The sequence below is a fragment of the Streptomyces sp. NPDC047042 genome (genome assembly GCF_040644035.1).
GTDB lineage: Bacteria > Actinomycetota > Actinomycetes > Streptomycetales > Streptomycetaceae > Streptomyces.
Window position 1 is genome coordinate 1 of the sequence record NZ_JBEYVP010000036.1, and the last position, 17,351, is coordinate 17,351.

Here is a 17,351-nt window from a genome sequence, read left to right on the forward strand (position 1 = left end):
GTGTTCCTCCCCGGTCACCGCATCCGCGTGGACATCTCCAGCAGCAACTTCCCCCGCTACGACCGCAACACGAACACCGGCGGCGTCATCGCCCGAGAGGGCGAGGAGCAGATGATCCCCGCGATCAACCACATCCACCACGGACCCGACCACCCCAGCCGTCTGGTCCTGCCAATCATCGACCGCAAGGACCAGTCGTGAGCGCCGCCGACCGGGTCGCCGAGCTGGCCGGGACCTTCGCGGCTCCTTCCCTCGACGTGGCCGGACTGCTGTGCGACCGGCACCCCGCCGACCACGTCGCGTTCACCGTCGTCGACGGCGCCGGCACGGCTTCGACATTGACCTACGGCGAGCTGGCCGCGAACTCGCACCGGTACGCGCGGGCGTTGCAGGGGCTCGGGGTCGGTCCGGGCGACCGGGTGGCGACCCTGATGGGCAAGGGCACCGACCTGGTCACCGTCATCCTGGCGATCTGGCGGCTCGGCGCGGTCTACGTCCCGCTGTTCACCGCGTTCGCACCCCAGGCCATCGCCCTGCGCCTGGAGGGCGCGGGTGCGCATGTCGTGGTCGTCGACCCCGACCAGCGCCACAAACTCGACCCGGGCCCCGACATGCCCGACGACCCCCGGCGCCGCGTCGTCATCACCGGCGCCGGCACCTCCCGCGGTGACCTGGTACTGGCCGGCCTCGTCGCGGCCGCGTCGCCCGGGCCGGTGCCCGCCGTAACCACGAGCGGCGATGGCCCGCTGGTGCACATGTTCACCTCAGGCACGACCGGCAAGCCCAAGGGCGTCATCCACCCCGTCTCCTACATCGCGGGCTGGCAGATCTACCTGGAGTACGCCCTGAGTGTCACCCCGGACAGCAGCTACTGGTGCGCCGCCGACCCCGGCTGGGCCTACGGCCTGTACTCCGCGATCGTCGCTCCGATGGCCGCCGGCATCCCCAGCCTGCTGCTGACCGGCGGGTTCTCCCCGGAGACGACCTGGCGCACCCTCCTCGACCACCAGGTCACCGACTTCACCGCTGCCCCCACCGTCTACCGGGGACTGCGCTCCGCGTCGGTGCCGGTGCCGGTGCCGGTGCCGCAGGGTCTGCGGCTGGAGCGGGCGTCCAGTGCGGGTGAGCCGCTGACCCCCGAGGTCAACGAGTGGGCGGGCACCGCGCTCGGCCTGGCGGTGCACGATCACTTCGGCCAGACCGAGGTCGGCATGCCTCTGGCCAACCACCACCATCCCGAACTCGCCCGCCCGCTCAAGACCGGCTCGATGGGCCGACCGGTGCCCGGCTGGAGTCTCACCGTCCTGGACGACGAGAAGGACGAGGTTGCCGGAGCGGGCGTGCTCGGCCGGGTCGCGATCGACGTCGCGGCAAGCCCTCTCATGACGTTCCGCGACTACCAGCTCCCCGGGCAGAGCGGCTCCAAGTTCACCCCCGACGGCCGCTATTACCTCACGGGCGACGCGGGACGGGTCGACGCGGACGGCGACTTCTTCTTCTCCTCCCGAGACGACGACGTCATCATCATGGCCGGGTACCGGATCGGCCCGTTCGAGATCGAGAGCGTCCTCGCCCAGCATCCCGCTGTCGCCGAGTGCACGGTCATCGGCGCACCCGACGAGGTACGCGGCGAGGTCATCGAGGCGTACGTCGTCCTGCGCGACGGCGCCGAAGGCTCACCTCAACTTGCCGCCGAGCTGCAGCAGTTGGTCAAGATCCGCTACGCCGCGCACGCCTACCCGCGCTCGATCCACTTCATCGACGCCCTGCCGAAGACCCCCAGCGGCAAAACACAGCGCTACCTGCTGCGCAAGCGCCGCCGCACCGAACTCGCCACCACCCCGGAGTCACCTTGACCGGCACGGAACCCCTGCTCGTTGAGCAACGCGGCCCCGTCCGCTGGCTGTTGCTCAACCGCCCCGAGCGGCGCAACGCCCTCGACATCCCCCTTATCGAGGCCCTGGACAGGCAGATCACCAGCGCCGAGGCCGACCCCGGCACAGCGGTCGTCGCGGTGGCGGGCAGGGGACGGAGCTTCTGTGCCGGCGGGGACTTCCACCAGTTCCTTCAGCTGCACGACGCGGGCCACAACCCGGTCGGCTTCCTGACCGACGTGTCGGCCTGCTTCAGCCGTATCGCGGCCAGCCCGAAACCCTGGGTCGCCGTCCTGCACGGTCACGCCGTCGCCGGCGGCCTCGAACTCGCCCTGGCCTGCGATGTCGTGGTCGCCGCCGACAGCACGCTCATCGGCGACGGCCACCTCAACCGGCGCCTGGTGCCGGCCGGCGGGTCGAGCGTGCGGCTGCCCCAAGCGGTTGGCCGTGGCCTGTCCCGCTGGCTCCTGCTCACCGGCGAACTGCTGCCCGCGCCCGCTTTCGCCGACACCGGCTGGATCCACGCGATCGTGCCCGAGGCCGACCTCGACACCACCGCAACCCACATCTGCGAGCAGTTGGCCGACCGCCACAGCCCCGCCCAGCAACACCTCAAGACACTGCTGCACCAAATCGACGGAATGGCCCCCGAGCAGGCCCTGCGCGAGGAACTGGCCACCTTCGCCGACAACTGGACGGCGAGCTCGGTGGCCGACGCCCTGCGGGCCTTCCTCACTCCCCCCACCACGAAAGCGGACAACACGTGAATCGCTACCAGGGACGCGTCGTCGCCATCACCGGCGCCGCACAAGGGCTCGGCCTCGCCATGGCGACCCGGTTCGCCGCCGAGGGCGCCACCGTCGCCCTGGCCGACGTCAACGAACAGGCCCTCACCCAGGCCACAGGCACGATCACCGACGCCCACGACACGAAACATCGCACCGACGTGGTGGACGTGACCGACTCGGCCCGGGTCAACGCCTGGATCGACGGCATCACCGCCGACCTCGGCCGCCTCGACGTGCTGGTCAACAACGCCGGCATCATCCGCGACAACCGTGTCGAGGACATCACCGACGACGACTGGCACGCCGTCATCGACGTCAGCCTCACCGGCGGATTCCACTGCGCCCGCGCCGCCTTCGCCCCCATGAAACGCCAGGGCTACGGCCGTATCGTCAGCTTCTCCTCCATGTCCTGGCGCGGGAACTTCGGCCAGACCAACTACGTGGCCGCCAAGGCGGGCATCGTCGGCATGACCCGCACCCTCGCGCTCGAAGGCGCCCGCCACGGCATCACCGCCAACGCCATCGCCCCCGGCCTCATCGAAACCCCCATGCTCGCCTCCATGAACGGCCCCGCACGCGACAAACTCACCCACAAGATCCCCATGCGCCACACCGGACGCCCCGAGGACATCGCCGAAGCCGCGGCCTTCCTCGCCAGCGAGGCCGCCGGCTACATCACCGGCATCGTCCTCGACGTGGACGGCGGCATCTCCATCGGCTCCTCGATCCGATAGCGCTCCTATGAAGGTGACGCGATGACTGTGGGTTCACCATCGGGTACTGGCGCGACCCTGGGTACTTTGATAGGTACGCTAGTACCCATTCGTAAGGCACGGGCTTCCAGCCCTGGACGACCACCCGCCGTTTTCGGCGGAGACGCCCATGCGAGACTGCTGCGGTGACGGCCCCAACTGACTCGCGTGACCGACGCCCGCGCCGAACGGCGCGCAGGCGGGTCGTCGACACCCGTCGGCGGGACGAACTGTTGCGCCAGGCCGAGGCGATCATCCTGGCCGAGGGCTTCACCGCGGTGACCATGGATGACCTCGCCCAGCGGCTGGAGTGCTCCAAGGCGACCCTGTACAGCCTGGCCTCCACCAAGGAACAACTGGTACTGGCCGTCACCCGCACCTTCTTCCGGGAGGCGACCGCCGAGATCGAGCAGGCCGTCCAGGCCGAGCCCGACCCCCAGCAGCGCATCCGGGTCTACCTCACCGGCGTCGGCACAGCCATGCGCCGCCACTCCAACGCCTTCTACGACGACATGGTCAGCTACGAACCCACGGCGCAGATCTACCACAAGAACTCCGCCGCCGCCGCACAGCGGGTCCACGAATTGATCGAGGAGGGCGTGCAGGCCGGCGTCTTCCGCGCGCTCAACGGGCACTTCGCCGCCCAGGTCGTGGCGGTGACCATCGACGCGGTCCAGTCGGGGGCCCTCCTGGAAAGCACCGGACTGACCGCCGGCGACGCCTTCTCCGAACTCGGGGACCTTCTGCTGGACGGGCTCAGTGCGGGGCAGGGCACGCCCGGATAAGACACTGTCCTACGTGGTGAGGCGGATCTTGACCCGGGCATGGGGCGAGAACGTGAACGTGGATCGTGCCGGACGGGTGGTGAGAGAGGGGGCACCGGCGTCCAGCCGCGTGCCCCCGGGGAGCAGACGACCACAGACCCGATCCCTGACACGCGCAGCCGAAGCACCGACGAACGATCACGCCGCCCCGTAGCTCGCTCGGAACAGATCCTGCGCTCGCTCCACGTCCCTCGCCGTTCGGAGCTGCACCTCCAGGTCACCCGTGCCGTGGTGCCCAAGACCGGACACGTCCCGGGTGAAGCCCGGAACGACGTCTACGTCCTGCGGGTCGACCTTCAGATAGACCAAGAGCTTGCTCCGCTGCGGCGGACAGAGGCAGGCAAAATTCCGCAACCGCTGATACGCCCGGTACTGCTTACGCTCGACGCGGTTCACGCCGTCCCCGAGCCCGAGCAGCACCTCGTCGACCGCGTCTGCCAGCTCCACCATCGACACACCCTGGACGTCGGCCGCCGCCCGACCAACCGCATGGCGACGCGCCCGGCGTGGTACGTGCATGCCGCCGCTCACGGACGCCACGGTCTCAAGCCCGAGCAGGTCATTACCGAAGAGTCGGTAGCGGACCAGGTCGATCGACCTCCGGTGCTCACGGACAGCATGTACGTCATAGCGGGTGAAATCGCCTGCGATACAGATCAAGCGCGGCCCGCTCCACAACACCTGCGCAGCGGCCGTCACCCCGAGCCGCTCGCGGACCAGGTGCTCGAACTCAGCCCGGTGGTCCATCAACCATGACAGGTAGAACAAACCCTGATTGATGACGCCAGCATCGACACCCCGCTTGTACTCGACGATGACCGGCGAGCCGTTCTCGTCCAGACCGAGCGAGTCGATCCGGCCTCCATGGACTGGCCCAGTGCCGTACTCACTCGCCAGGAATCGAACGCCCAACAGCGTCTCCATGTGCCCCTCAACGAGGTCCTGTACATCCGCCTCGGCCTCAGCGAGGCGCTGCGCGACCTCCGCCACGCCCCCATTCGTCGTATGGAACAGCTTCAAGCCCGACACCTTCCCCTCCTCTCCTCGAAGACCGAGAACACCAGCGAGGGGATGATTGTTTCCGCGATCACCTTCGACCGCGTGAAGATGGTCTGGGTGAGGTGAACCCGATCCAGTGCGAGGCGATGGACATGGTCTACATCGACGGTGCTGTGCGACGCCACCGCCATCGCGTTTGCTGGCTCTCAGGGCACTTCGAACTCAGCGCTATGCACAGGATGATCATCGATAACTTCTTATAGCAGTCGATCTGTGCGATTTCTCGTTTGTCAGGCCTGCCGGGCTGTCGCCGTGAGGCGCCGCGCCGGGACGTCCCGCCAGAAGACGAGACCGGCGCAGAGCACGGTCCACCCGGCCAGAATGGCGATGCCCTGCACGAGGCCGTCGTTGTCGAAGTGGGACAGGCCCTGGATGGCGCGCACCCCGACACCCACTGGAAGAATCTCTGAAAACGGGCGCAGCCAGCCGGGCAGGTAGGCGGCTGGCAGGGTGCCGCCGCTCGTGCTGTTGCCCAGGGTGAGCAGGATGACGGAGGCCAACGGGAGGCCGGCCCGGCCGAACAGCCGCATGATCGCCATCGTCGCACTGCCGACCGCGGCGCCCATCAGAGCGACGAGCCCCGCGATCCCGAGGAAGGGACCGGGCAGTGCGCCGAAGCCGAGACTTCCCGTGAGCAGGGCGACGATCACGCCCCCGAGCACGCTGAAGGAGGCCAGGCTCGTCATGCGCCGGCGGAACTCCAGGGTGGGGGCCATCTGATAGGTCATCATGCCGAACAGGAAGCCGGCCAGGACGAGACCGAAGGCAGCGTAGAACACCGACATGCTGCGGGTATCCCCGTCCGCCGCCGGCACGACATCTTTCACGACGAGCGTGCGCCCGCTCGACTGGGCGACCGCCGAGAAAGCACTGCTGACCGTGGCGGTGACCGACGGCCCGTTGGCACCGGCGTACAGCAGTTCGGGCGAGCCCTCAGCGCTCGTCAGGTACGCGGCGTACACCGTCCGGTCCCGCACAGCCTGACGAGCAGCGCTCTCATCCGCATACCGCTTCACCTCGAACCCACCCGGCATGCCACGCTCCAGGCCATCGGCTGTCTGCCGGGTCTGCTGCGCGGTGCCGACGACGGCCACCGGCAGGTCGTGCGGCTCGGGTGCGTGGAAAGCCGCGAGGTACACGCTGACGAAGATGGAGCCGATGAGTAGCACGATGGCAACGGGCAGCAGCACGCCCTTCAGCCCGTCGGCAGGGCGCTGCGGCGGGGCGGCGTCCAGGACATGATCATGATGCTTGGAGTGCGCTGTTGACGGCAGGGGTGTTGATCTTGTGGACACTGGGGCCTGTTCGTTCGATGTGGGGGTCAACGAGGCGTACGAGTGGGTCGCCGCCGGTGATGTGTGCTTCCGGTTGGTGATCGGCACCGCATCCATGGGATCCGCGGTGCGAACGAGAGCCCTGGGGGTTGTTCCGACCGGGCCCTCAGACGGTGAGCACCCCGGCAGATGTGACGCCTGCAGTCGGGGCGGGTGAGGTGTTCCCGTGGACTTGGCGGTCGGTTGGGTCATGGTGGATCGGGGTGTGTGAGTCACTCAGGGGCAGGCCTGTTCCGCCCTGGCGGGAGGCGACGATCTCAGCCGCGATGGACAGGGCCGTCTCCTCGGGTGTGCGGGCGCCGAGGTCGAGGCCGATGGGTGAGTGCAGGCGGGTCAGTTCGGCTTCGGTGAGGCCGACTTCGCGGAGTCTGCGGTCGCGGTCCTCGTGGGTGCGGCGTGAGCCCATCGCACCGATGTACGCGACCGGCAGTCGCAGGGCCGCTTGAAGGAGGGGTACGTCGAACTTGGCGTCGTGGGTGAGGACACAGATCACCGTGCGGTCGTCTGTCTCGGTCTGGTGCAGGTAGCGGTGGGGCCAGTCGACCACGATGTCGTCGGCCTCGGGGAAGCGCGTCCGGGTGGCGAAGACGGGCCGGGCGTCGCACACGGTGACGTGGTAGCCGAGGAACTTGCCCACGCGCACCAGAGCCGCCGCGAAGTCGATGGCGCCGAAGACGAGCATGCGCGGCGGCGGGACGCTCGACTCGACGAACACGGTCAGGTCCGGCTCGCAGTGGGTTCCGTCCCGCGCGATGTCGAAGGTGCCCGTGCGGCCGGCGTTCAGCAGTGAGCGCGTTTCCTGCACAACGGCGCGGTCCAGGTCGGGGTGCCCGCCGAGTTCGCCTTCGTAGGAGCCGTCCTGTCGGACTGCCAGCGCCCGCCCGAGGATCTCTCCCGGGCCGCCGATCACGCGGGTGAGTGCCGTCGCCTCACCCCGGGTGGCAGCCGACAGCGCCGTCTGGAATGTTTTCCTGCCCGGTCCATCGGCGGGCACCGGCGTGACCAGGATGTCCAGGACGCCGCCGCAGGTCAGGCCGACGGCGAAGGCGTCCTCGTCGCTGTAGCCGAACCGCTCGCGCACCGCCTGACCGTCGGCGAGTGCCTGGGTGCACAGGTCGTAGACGGCGCCTTCGACGCAGCCGCCGGAGACCGAGCCAATGGCGGTGCCGTCGGTGTCGACGGCGAGAGCTGCGCCCGGCCCGCGCGGCGCGCTGCCGCTGACGGCCACGACCGTGGCCACGGCGAACTCCCGCCCCTCCTCGAGCCATTGGTTCAGCTCATGCGCGATGTCCAGCATGGCGTTTCTTTCTTGTGGTGGTCGGAAATCGCGGATCTGCCGTGAGGCGGCTCAGCCCTCGTCGCGCCGCGGGCGCCCGAACGGGCCCGGCGCGACGAGGGCTTTTGACCGCCGTCGTCTCAGAGCAGTTTGTCCAGCGTGATCGGCAGGTCCCGCACCCGCTTGCCGGTTGCGTGATAGACGGCGTTCGCCACGGCCGCACCGACACCCGTGACACCGACCTCGCCCGCGCCGAGGATGCCGAGGGGTGTGTTCGGGTCCGGTTCGTCGAGGAAGGAGACGTCGATCGGCGGGATGTCAGCGTGGACGGGGACGTGGTACTCGGCCAGGCTGGGGTTCATGATCCGTCCGTTGCGCGGGTCGACGAGGGTCTCCTCGGCCATCGCCAGGCCCAGGCCCATCACGATGCCGCCGCGCACCTGGCTGGCCGCCGTCTTCGCGTTGATCACCCTGCCGATGTCGAACACGCCGACCCACCGCGACACCCGCGTCTCGCCGGTCTCCGCATCGACCTTTACCTCGCAGAACTGCACACCGGTGGCAGCCTTGATCAACCGCTGGGCCCCGAGCAGGAAGCCCGGGAGGAACCGGGCCCGCCCGGCGATCCGGCCGAGCCGCGTCTCGGATCCGATTTTGGCTTCAATGTGTGGCACCTTCGCTCGGCGGAGAATCTCCTCGTTGCTCACGCCGCCCGTCTTGCGGGCCATGGACTTCAGCGTCTGCTTCAGCTCCTCGCACGCCTGCAGCACACTGGCGGCGGTGCTCGCGGTCTGGACGGAGGACGCGGCGGCCGGCCCCATCGGCAGATCGGAATCGCCGTACTCCACGCGGACCGCGTCGAACGGCACCCCCAGCGCGTCGGCCGTGATCTGGGCCTGGGCCGTGGCCGCGCCCATGCCCATCTCCTGGAAGGCGCAGCGCACCAGGACGCTGCCGTCAGCCGACAGCCGGACCATGACGTTGACCGGCATCGACAGTGCCGGGTGGAACGCCGTGGCCACGCCCGTCCCGACCAGCCACCGCCCGTCGCGCGTCGAGCGCGGCTCGGGGTTGCGCTCGTGCCAGCCGAACCGCTCCGCGCCCAGCGCGTACAGTTCCGGCAGCTTGCGGTGGGAGAACTTCCTCTTGCCGTCGATCGGGTCGACCGCTGTCTCGTTGCGCAGGCGCAGCTCGATCGGGTCCATGCCCAGCTCGTAGGCCAGTTCGTCGATCGCGGACTCCAGCGCGAAGGTGCCGATCGCCTCGCCCGGCGCCCGCGTGAAGGTGCTGGGCAGCAGGTCGAGCTGGACGCGGTCATGCCGCGCGAGGATGTTGTCGGCCGCGTAGAGATGTTGGGACACACCGGTGACCTGCTCGAAGGTACCGCCGATCTCGCTGGCGCGGGTGATGCTGGTGTGCAGCAGCGAGGTCAGCTTGCCGTCGCGGTCAGCTCCCAGCGCGAGCCGTTGGATGGAGGGGGTGCGTCCCCCGACCGTGCGGTAGACCGCCTCCCGTGAGAGCACCAGCCGCACGGGCCTTTTGGTCGCGCGGGCCGCCAGCGCGGCGAGGATGGTGCCGGGCCAGATCTGGAACTTGCCGCCGAAGGCGCCGCCGACGAAGGGGGCCAGTACCCGTACGTTCGTCCTGGGGACCCCGAACCGCAGCGCGAGGTGGGTGCGGAACCAGTCGATGGACTGCGTCGCGTCGTGGACGGTGAGCCGGTCGCCGTCCCAGACGGCGATGGTGGAGTGCAGCTCCAGCGCGTTGTGGCTGTGCTGCGGGGTGGTGTACCGCAGGTCCAGCGACACCTGCGCGGTAGCCAGCGCCGCCTCCGCGTCGCCCCTGGTTGCTCCCCGGGGGAAGAACGAGTCGTTCGGTTGCGGCTGTGCGTCTTGTTCGGACGCCTCGAAGTCGACCGAGGACTTGGTGACGGTGTACTCGGCGCGCACCAGCGCGGCTGCCTCCCGGGCGGCGGCGGAGGTCTCCGCGACGACCACCGCGATCGGCTGCCCCTCCCAGTGCACCTCGTCGCTCTGCAGGTAGTTCACCGAGGTCCCGGAGAACAACGCGGTGAAGTTGAACGTTCCGGCCTTGGGCGCCGGTTTCATGGGGGGCGCGTTGAGGTGGGTGATGACGGCGATCACGCCCGGCACCGCGCTCGCCTCGTCGGTGTGCAGGGCGGTGACGCGGCCTCGGCTGATGGTGGCGTGCACGAGTACGGCGTGCGTGAGGCCGGTATACGAGTGCTCGGCGGCGAACTTCGCCGCGCCGGTCGTCTTGACGCCGCCGTCGATACGGTCGAGCGGTTGTCCGATCGTAGTCATGCCGCCCTGCCTTCCTCAGTACGGCCCGGGCGCATGTCACGCGGAAGCCGCGCGGGCCGGGCAGGGATGGTTGTCACACTGACCGGGCGTGAACCGGTTGTCTTGGACCTCGACATCAGGCAGCACTCCCCTCGGTCAGCAGTTGCCTCAGGGTCGCCACGATCGTGCGCCGCGCGAGTTCGATCTTGAAAGCGTTCTGCGGCCCGCCCTCAGCGGCGGCGAGTTCGGCCTCCGCCGCCAGCCGGAAGGCCTCCTCGGTCGCCGGGCCGCCGAGCAGTACCCGTTCGGCTTCGGTGGCGCGCCACGGCTTGGTGGCGACGCCGCCGAGTGCGAGGCGCACCTCCTTGACCACCCCGTCCTCGACGGCTAGCGCTGCGGCGACGGAGACCAGGGCGAACGCGTAGGACGCTCGGTCGCGGACCTTGCGGTAGCGCGAGTTCGCCGCGACCGGCACGGGGGGCAGCTCGACGGCCGTGATCAGCTCGTCGGCGGCCAGCACCGTCTCGATGTGCGGTGTGTCGCCGGGCAGCGTGTGGAAGTCGGCGACCGGGATACGCCGCACGCCGCGCACGCTTTCCACCTCGACGACCGCGTCGAGCATCACCAGCGCCACCGCCATGTCCGAGGGATGCGTGGAGATGCAGTGCTCGCTCGCCCCCAACACCGCGCCACCGCGAGAGAACCCACCGATCGCGTCGCAGCCACTGCCGGGCACACGCTTGTTGCACGCGGAGGTCTGGTCGTAGAAGTACATGCAGCGGGTGCGCTGCAGCAGATTGCCGCCCACCGTCGCCATGTTCCGCAGCTGAGCAGACGCCCCGAGCAGGATCGCCTGCGCCAGCACCGGGTAGCGGGCACGGATGAGGGGGTCCGCGGCGAGGCGGCTGTTGCTCACCAGGGCGCCGACACGGATGGCACGGTCCGGGAGTTCCTCGATCCCGGTCAGCGGCAGGCGGGTGATGTCCACGACCGTCGCCGGGTGCTCGATGCCCTCGCGCATGAGGTCGACGAGGTTCGTCCCGCCGGCGAGGAATTTCACGTCTTCGCCGTCGGCGATCGTGCGCAGTGCCGTGGCCGTGTCCGGGGCGCTGAGGTAGGAGAACGACTTCACTTCGCGACCTCCTTGATCGCGGAGACGATGCCGTTGTAGGCGCCGCAGCGGCACAGGTTGCCGCTCATCCGCTCCCGGATCTCCGCGTCGTCCAGTTCCCCGCCGCTGTCGGCGAGGTGCTCGGTCGCCGCGCTGGGCGCGCCGTCCTTGTGCTCGGCGAGCATGCCGATAGCCGAACAGATCTGGCCCGGCGTGCAGTAGCCGCACTGGAACCCGTCCGTGCGCACGAACGCCTCCTGCAGCGGGTGGTCGACCCCTTCGATGGTCGTAATCTCCCGGCCCTCGTACTGCACCGCCAGCGCCAGGCACGAGTTGATCCGCCGACCGTCCACCAGCACCGTGCAGGCGCCGCACGCGCCCTGGTCACAGCCCTTCTTGGTGCCGGTCAGGCCCAGATACTCGCGCAGCGCGTCGAGCAGACTCACCTGTGGTGAGACGTCCACTCTTCGGGCGGATCCGTTGATCCGCAGCTCGATCTCCACCGTGTCATTCCTCCGGGTTCGCCCGTGGGCTCGTTCTCTGGGGGGCGCCATCAGGCACAAAGGGCTGGATGAGAAGACTCTGGCCTGCGGCCTGGAACACCGCGTTCCGCCCGCCTTGCCATGCTCGCGAAGGGTGATCTTTGCTCAGGTCCGGCGCCGTCGGCGGGCAGCGCCGTCGGTCACATTTGGCCAGGCGTCGGCCTACTGATCGGTGTGCAGGCCGGGGGGATTGGTGCCCTGGCCGACCGCCGACGGCTGGATGCCCTCGGTGATGATCAGGCCGGCGCTCGCGCGCTGGGCGTAGTACGTGGTTATCAGCTCGTCGCCGTGACTGCGGGAGCATCGGCGCGGCCGGAGGGTAATGGTGCCATCGCGATGCGGTTCGCCAGCGCCTTGCCGCTCTGGTCGATCGGGTCGAGCGCGGTAGTCATAGCGGCTTCCTTCACGTAACGGGTCGGGTGAAAGACGCAGGCGGCGGCCTCGCGGCGTACCGGTTCTCAGCACTCCGTCGGAAGGAAGCCTCCGCGGGAGACTCTACACCCGACTGAGACTAAGTCTCTCGATGATTTGCCGTCCGGTTTGCGGCAATAAGGGTGAGATGCAGCTTTCAATCGAGACTGAGTCGCGAATTAAGCTCCAGATGCATATTCCTTGCGTGATCGATTCTGCCGACTCCGCCGACCGCACCCCGCCGAAGCCGCCCGGTCTGCGCGAACGCGTGCGGGGCAAAAGTTCGCGCTGGGGCCCCACGCCGGAGGCCCTGCTCAGCGCGCTTTACCTGACCACGTGACACGTCCCCGCGTGTCCGAATCGACGACCTGGAGAACCCTGCCCGAGAGCTTGCGGGTTCCGCCCTCCAATCCGGGGGCTACCGCCAGTCTTCCCCGGTGCCTTCGGTCTGGATGCGGCCGAGTCCGTCTGCGCGGGCGAGGACATCGGCCGGGACGAGGTACTCGATCCCCTGGACCGACTGGTCGTCCAGTCCGTCGGTGCCCACCGAGCACGAAGGCATGCCGCGCTACCGGCTGCTGGAGACCATCCGCCAGTACGGGCGGGAGCGCCTCGCCCAGTCCGGCCAGGAGCAGCAGACGCTGCGCCGGCACGACGCCTTCTACCTGGCCCTCGCCGAGCACATCGCCGACAGCTGGTACGGCCCCGGCCAGCACGAGAGCCTGACCCGGCTGCGTGCCGAGCATGCCGGTCTGCGCGCGGCGCTGGAGCGGGGCGGCGACCCGCAGGCCACTCTGGCGCTGGCCGCCGCGCTGCGCTTCCACTGGTGCGAGGGCGGGTTCCTCGGTGAGGGGCGCCGCTGGCTCGACCTGGCGGAGGCCTCGGTCATGATCCGGACCGCGCTGGAGAACGAGCGGGGCTTCAACGACTACGCCAGCGTCGCACTGATGCTGGACAAACTCGCCTGGGTCACCGCCGCGGACGGTGAACACAGGGACGCGGGGCGGCTGCTGGGGGCCGCGCGTGGCTTGTGGCTGGACATCGGGCATGCCCATCGCGGCGTTCGGCCCGCACATGGTCGAGCAGCATGCCCAGTGCGAGGAGGAGATCGTACGGGCCCTGGGCCCGGCGGCGTACGAGAGTGCCCTCGCGGAGGGCGGCGGCCACCGCGGCCCCGACGAGGCCATCGCCTTCGCCCTGCGCACCGCGTCCGTGCCCGAGCCGGCTGCCGTGCCCGTCCCTGCCGCGCCCCTTCCTGCCCCGAGCCCGCTGACGCCCCGGGAGCGGGAAGTGGCCGCGCTGGTGGCCGAGGGCATGAGCAACCGGCAGATCGCCGCCGCCCTCGGACGCTCCCCGCGCACGGTCGACGACCACGTCGAGAACATCATGGCCAAACTCGGCTTCGCCTCCCGTGCCCGGCTCGCGTCCCGGTGGGCAGCGAACCAGGAACCCACCCCGTAGGACAACCCCGTAAAAATACCCGGGTCCGTAGAAAAACCCGGGCTCCGGGGCCCCGACCCATAGAAATAGCCGGGCCTCGGAGCCCGGCCCGTAGAAATTCCCAGGCCCCGGAGGCGGGCCCGTAGAAGTACCAATGGTTCCGGGGCAGACCCCGCGCCGATTCTTCCGGCATGACACACGACGAGGCGTGACCTCCTGCGCCGCGGGTTCCGGACCGGCGGCGCAGGGACGCCCCCCCGCCACACGTGAGGGCGGTCTGGCAACCGAATCCGCAACAGGGACGCGCCCGACCGATGTCAGTCACCGCTTCCGTACCCCGTCGCGTACGGCACCCGGAAGCCACCGCCGGCCAGGGCCACCAGCAGTGCGTGAGCGCCCCCATGCCGGCATGAAAGGCACCGTCAAGATCGGCAACCGCCGCACGCCGCAATCCAGTCAATGGATCGCTGAAACAAAAAGGAACTCAAGTGACGAACACGGAGCGGGGCCTTTCCCGTAGATCATTCCTGTCCGCTGCGACGGCCGTCGCAGCCGCCAGCGCCATGGCCGGCAGCGTCGTGCTTGCCGGCGCCCCCACGGCCGCTGCCGCGACCGGCTCGAACGTCACGTGGCGGATCACACACGAGAACAAAGATGACAGCTTGGGCTATTCCAACATGCTCTTGGGCATCAGGCTGGCAATGGCCGGCAGAGTCGACTCCTTGGGCGGCTCCCCTGTCTTCATCACCGACCGAAACGGAGCAAGCCAGTACATCACCGTCGACATACACGCCGCGGGCGATGGAGGAAGCATTCCCCCATTCGTCCGGCTGTTCCTGCGCCGGTCGGACGCCTACGTCATGGGATGGCGGGCAGGCAATGAAAACGGTGTCGGCGATATTGCCTGGGGCGACTATTACACACTGGACCCCGCGGCGGCGCCCGGCCAGGCCTCGGCGCTGCCTGGCGCCACGGCCGGAAACACTAGAACGGAATATCAAAACCTCGGGAGCTACACCAACCTCGCGCAGCAGAACGCCACGCGCGAAAACATGAACATCGGTACAAGCACCCTCAACAACGCCGTGCTAAACCTCCAGAACGCCAATCGTGCCTTGTCGGGGCTCACCACGCAGGAAATTGCGCGTGCAATCCTCCAAGTGATCGTGGGGGTCTCCGAATCCGTTCGGTTCCGGCAGCAGGGCCGTGATCTCTATTTGGCAATGCGCGCGGGCGGGGAGCTTACCATTACCACGACGCACATGGCCTTCCAAAACAACTGGAGCAATCTCAGCTACGCGTTTATCGTGGCGATCTTGGCGGGGGCCGCCGTCCTCGCCGCTCCTGTCGAGATCGCCGGCATCGTGCTCGAGACCACCGCTGAAATCGCATTCTGGCTCCTGACGGCTCACCACTCGAACCTCGACACCAGGGGCAAGCACCTACTCGAGGGCGCCCTGCTGAATGTCTCGCCGGACGGCGTTGGCGACTACTTCACCGTGCAGGCCGCGATCGATGCCGTTCCCGACAGCGGCACGAACACCATCATCATTGAGAAGGGCGTCTACCACGAGGTCCTCAGCGTCCCGAAGGACAAGAGCTGGCTGACGATCAAGGGCGTTACCGGCAATCGCGCGGATGTCGTCATCTACAACACCAGGTGCAACGGGATGATCAATCCTGCGACCGGCGTGAAGTACGGCACCCAGGGCAGCGCCGTGGCCACCTTCAGGGCGCCCAACCTGACCGTCCGGGACCTCACGATCTCCAACACGTTCGACCGCGCGGCCCACCCGGAGATCAGCCCGTACGAGACCCAGGCCGTCGCGGTCGCCGCCATGGGCGACCGGCAGGTGTACCGCAACGTGGCGATCTGGAGCCATCAGGACACCCTGCTCGTCAAGGGGGAGACGCCCACGACCCAGGCTCGGCAGTACTTCGTCGACTGCCACATCCGGGGCGACGTGGACTTCATCTTCGGCAACGCCACCGCGGTGATCGACCGGTCCTACGTCCAGGTGCTCTACTGGCCCGGCGGCACGGTACTGGCGCCGAACACCGACAAGAGCAAGAAGTACGGAATCCTCATCACCGGCAGCCAGCTCCTCAACAACGGTTCGGCACCCGTGCGTTCGATGTACCTGGGCCGGCCGTGGAACAACTCCGCGGATGCCTGGCCCCAGGCAGTGGTCCGCGACAGTACGGTGGGCCAACAGAACAACGACACCCATCCCTGGACGGACATGGTCCCCGAGTACTCCTGGACGTCGGCCCGGTTCAAGGAGTACAACAACGCCGGTCTGGGAGCGGGCTGGGGCGCGAACGCACCGAAGCTGACCGCCACCGAGGCCGCCGACTACACCGCCCAGAAGTACCTGGCCGGCACCGACGGCTGGAATCCGGTCGGGTGACCACGGCCGAGCCGACAGGCAAACGGTCCACCGGCGGCGCACTCGCGGCGCGGTGAACCGCGGCGGGGCCGGGACGGCACGACCGTCCCGGCCCCGCTGGGTCGTTGACATCGCACGGCCTCAGCCTCGATGCCTTCGTGGACGCCAGCTGCGTGCTGGTGCGCGGGTCGATGCCGGAATCGACGGACAGACTCCGCTCCACCGCGCCCAACCGCGTCGTCGCGGACTCGGACCTGCTCCAGCAGCCTCGCCAGCTCACGTCCCGCTCCCAAGCGGCGAGCGTTCGTGGACCGCTCGCCACGGGCCATGGCACTCGGGCAGATCCCGCCGGGGCGCCCCGGTCCGCGATCGCCACAAAACGCCGTTGACAACTTACTGGTGATCCGCCAGGGCCGCATCCGACCTTCAACACCCGGCAGCAGCGGAGCTGTCCGTTACGCCTCATCCGTCAGCTCGTCCCGACCGACCACAAGATCATTCATCGGACACGGCCTGGTTTCCAGGGAAGCAGACCCTGTCGACGTCGACGACCACCGCCTCGGAGGGGGTGCTCGCTCCCAACTTCCGCATCGCGCTGCGCAGATACGACTCGACCGTTTCGGGAAGAGCCACAGCTTGCGACCGGGTACGGCATCACTACAGCCAAGTGCCACCTGCGCCAGGACGTCGAGTTCCCGCAGCGTCAGGGGCGGGCCCGGCACCGGGTGGGCAACGGCCGGGCCAGCCGCCCGGCCACGACGAGCAGCCGACCGCGCAGGTCACCTTGGGCACCTGCTGCTCGGCGCCTACTGCCTGTCGGAGCCACACGCCGGCTCCGACCTGGCCGCGATGAGCACCCATGCCCGGCGGGACTGCGACGCCCACGCCCTGCGCGGTTACAGGTGTCGACCACCCGTGGCGGTAACTCGGACTTCTACCAGCTGATGGCCCGCGCCTCAGACCATCGGACCCACGGCGGCGTTTCCTGTCTCCGTGTCCCCACAGAGTCGCCCGGGCTATCGGTCGACCCGCCCGAGTGCGACCCGATGTCGAGCCCGCCCGCCTGCGGCGCGTGGCGAGGGATCGTCCATGTCGGGGCGGCCGGGGGAGGTGCGGCTGGCATGAGAGCCGCGGTGCCTACTGTCCCTGCAGTGCATGATCGGGTCTTCTCCGGGTGCATTTGCCCAGCGGCCCACCCCGCACCCCCGGGCGCTGTGCAACTCGGCAAGGAACAGCCGTGGCTCGCC

General features: G+C 68.9%; 16 protein-coding genes and 3 pseudogenes. 9 read left to right on the forward strand and 10 right to left on the reverse strand.

The annotated features are described in order from the left end of the window. The 5 genes from ABZ855_RS35115 to ABZ855_RS35135 form a co-directional block, all read left to right on the forward strand. Nucleotides 1-201 (forward strand): CocE/NonD family hydrolase C-terminal non-catalytic domain-containing protein (locus tag ABZ855_RS35115; protein ID WP_360813803.1); only part of this gene is annotated, 201 nt, incomplete at its 5' end. Beyond that, nucleotides 198-1,856: an AMP-binding protein gene (locus ABZ855_RS35120; RefSeq protein WP_360813805.1), complete on the forward strand. Its 1,659-nt coding sequence runs from the start codon at nucleotides 198-200 to the stop codon at nucleotides 1,854-1,856. The genes ABZ855_RS35115 and ABZ855_RS35120, both read left to right, overlap by 4 nt. Then, nucleotides 1,853-2,641: an enoyl-CoA hydratase/isomerase family protein gene (locus tag ABZ855_RS35125; RefSeq protein WP_360813807.1), complete on the forward strand. Its 789-nt coding sequence runs from the start codon at nucleotides 1,853-1,855 to the stop codon at nucleotides 2,639-2,641. The genes ABZ855_RS35120 and ABZ855_RS35125 overlap by 4 nt, the downstream gene beginning before the upstream one ends. After that, nucleotides 2,638-3,396: an SDR family NAD(P)-dependent oxidoreductase gene (locus ABZ855_RS35130; RefSeq protein WP_360813809.1), complete on the forward strand. Its 759-nt coding sequence runs from the start codon at nucleotides 2,638-2,640 to the stop codon at nucleotides 3,394-3,396. Before ABZ855_RS35125 ends, ABZ855_RS35130 begins: the two co-directional genes overlap by 4 nt. A 164-nt stretch (nucleotides 3,397-3,560) precedes the next feature. After that, nucleotides 3,561-4,199 carry a TetR/AcrR family transcriptional regulator gene (locus ABZ855_RS35135; RefSeq protein WP_360813811.1) on the forward strand — a complete coding sequence of 213 codons (639 nt, stop codon included), beginning with the start codon at nucleotides 3,561-3,563 and terminating at the stop codon, nucleotides 4,197-4,199. Nucleotides 4,200-4,376: 177 nt separating this feature from the next. Here ABZ855_RS35135 and ABZ855_RS35140 read toward each other — a convergent pair whose 3' ends face one another. After that, the gene (locus ABZ855_RS35140) at nucleotides 4,377-5,162 is read right to left on the reverse strand and encodes a DUF5655 domain-containing protein (RefSeq protein ID WP_360813813.1); all 786 of its coding nucleotides are present in this window, start codon (nucleotides 5,160-5,162) and stop codon (nucleotides 4,377-4,379) included. Here ABZ855_RS35140 and ABZ855_RS35145 point away from each other — a divergent pair, their 5' ends adjacent. After that, nucleotides 5,163-5,363, forward strand: a complete 201-nt coding sequence (locus tag ABZ855_RS35145) for a hypothetical protein (RefSeq protein WP_360813815.1) — start codon at nucleotides 5,163-5,165, stop codon at nucleotides 5,361-5,363. A 164-nt stretch (nucleotides 5,364-5,527) separates the two neighbouring features. On the opposite strand, the gene ABZ855_RS35150 is transcribed toward ABZ855_RS35145, so the two are convergent. From ABZ855_RS35150 to ABZ855_RS35175, 6 genes and pseudogenes are all read right to left on the reverse strand, one after another. Continuing rightward, nucleotides 5,528-6,487, reverse strand: coding sequence for an ABC transporter permease (locus ABZ855_RS35150; RefSeq protein WP_360813817.1), 960 nt, complete (start codon nucleotides 6,485-6,487; stop codon nucleotides 5,528-5,530). A 250-nt stretch (nucleotides 6,488-6,737) separates the two neighbouring features. Further along, entirely contained in the window at nucleotides 6,738-7,928 is a 1,191-nt protein-coding gene (locus ABZ855_RS35155; protein WP_360813819.1) for an XdhC/CoxI family protein, read from the reverse strand. A 119-nt stretch (nucleotides 7,929-8,047) separates the two neighbouring features. Continuing rightward, nucleotides 8,048-10,231: a xanthine dehydrogenase family protein molybdopterin-binding subunit gene (locus ABZ855_RS35160; RefSeq protein ID WP_360813821.1), complete on the reverse strand. Its 2,184-nt coding sequence runs from the start codon at nucleotides 10,229-10,231 to the stop codon at nucleotides 8,048-8,050. A gap of 115 nt (nucleotides 10,232-10,346) precedes the next feature. Then, entirely contained in the window at nucleotides 10,347-11,342 is a 996-nt protein-coding gene (locus ABZ855_RS35165) for a xanthine dehydrogenase family protein subunit M (RefSeq protein WP_360813823.1), read from the reverse strand. Next, nucleotides 11,339-11,824 carry a 2Fe-2S iron-sulfur cluster-binding protein gene (locus ABZ855_RS35170; protein ID WP_360813825.1) on the reverse strand — a complete coding sequence of 162 codons (486 nt, stop codon included), beginning with the start codon at nucleotides 11,822-11,824 and terminating at the stop codon, nucleotides 11,339-11,341. The genes ABZ855_RS35165 and ABZ855_RS35170 overlap by 4 nt, the downstream gene beginning before the upstream one ends. Nucleotides 11,825-12,028: 204 nt before the next feature. Beyond that, nucleotides 12,029-12,255: pseudogene (locus tag ABZ855_RS35175) on the reverse strand (alkene reductase); the annotation flags it as partial. A 224-nt stretch (nucleotides 12,256-12,479) separates the two neighbouring features. On the opposite strand from ABZ855_RS35175, the gene ABZ855_RS35180 reads away from it, so the two are divergent. Continuing rightward, nucleotides 12,480-12,614 carry a hypothetical protein gene (locus ABZ855_RS35180; RefSeq protein ID WP_360813827.1) on the forward strand — a complete coding sequence of 45 codons (135 nt, stop codon included), beginning with the start codon at nucleotides 12,480-12,482 and terminating at the stop codon, nucleotides 12,612-12,614. A 78-nt stretch (nucleotides 12,615-12,692) separates the two neighbouring features. On the opposite strand, the gene ABZ855_RS35185 is transcribed toward ABZ855_RS35180, so the two are convergent. Then, on the reverse strand, nucleotides 12,693-12,836 hold the full coding sequence (locus tag ABZ855_RS35185; RefSeq protein ID WP_360813829.1) for a hypothetical protein: 144 nt from the start codon (nucleotides 12,834-12,836) through the stop codon (nucleotides 12,693-12,695). Nucleotides 12,837-13,321: 485 nt separating this feature from the next. Between ABZ855_RS35185 and ABZ855_RS35190 the strand changes: the two genes are divergently transcribed. Together ABZ855_RS35190 and ABZ855_RS35195 are read left to right on the forward strand one after the other, a co-directional pair. Beyond that, nucleotides 13,322-13,735 carry a LuxR C-terminal-related transcriptional regulator gene (locus ABZ855_RS35190; protein ID WP_360813831.1) on the forward strand — a complete coding sequence of 138 codons (414 nt, stop codon included), beginning with the start codon at nucleotides 13,322-13,324 and terminating at the stop codon, nucleotides 13,733-13,735. 467 nt (nucleotides 13,736-14,202) lie between these two features. Beyond that, nucleotides 14,203-16,125, forward strand: a complete 1,923-nt coding sequence (locus tag ABZ855_RS35195; protein ID WP_360813833.1) for a pectinesterase family protein — start codon at nucleotides 14,203-14,205, stop codon at nucleotides 16,123-16,125. Between the two features lie 143 nt (nucleotides 16,126-16,268). Here the strand turns inward: ABZ855_RS35195 and ABZ855_RS35200 are convergent. After that, nucleotides 16,269-16,547 (reverse strand): annotated as a pseudogene (locus ABZ855_RS35200) (transposase); the annotation flags it as partial. Between the two features lie 56 nt (nucleotides 16,548-16,603). Then, nucleotides 16,604-16,811: pseudogene (locus ABZ855_RS35205) on the reverse strand (helix-turn-helix transcriptional regulator); the annotation flags it as partial. Nucleotides 16,812-17,351 lie beyond the last annotated feature (540 nt).

Excerpts from the sequence above, each read along its gene's own strand:
- ABZ855_RS35140 (WP_360813813.1), bottom strand. The coding sequence starts at position 5,162 with ATGGAGACGCTGTTGGGCGTTCGATTCCTGGCGAGTGAGTACGGCACT.
- ABZ855_RS35155 (WP_360813819.1), bottom strand. The coding sequence starts at position 7,928 with ATGCTGGACATCGCGCATGAGCTGAACCAATGGCTCGAGGAGGGGCGG.
- ABZ855_RS35160 (WP_360813821.1), bottom strand. The coding sequence starts at position 10,231 with ATGACTACGATCGGACAACCGCTCGACCGTATCGACGGCGGCGTCAAG.
- ABZ855_RS35185 (WP_360813829.1), bottom strand. The coding sequence starts at position 12,836 with ATGCCTTCGTGCTCGGTGGGCACCGACGGACTGGACGACCAGTCGGTC.
- ABZ855_RS35190 (WP_360813831.1), top strand. The coding sequence starts at position 13,322 with ATGCCCATCGCGGCGTTCGGCCCGCACATGGTCGAGCAGCATGCCCAG.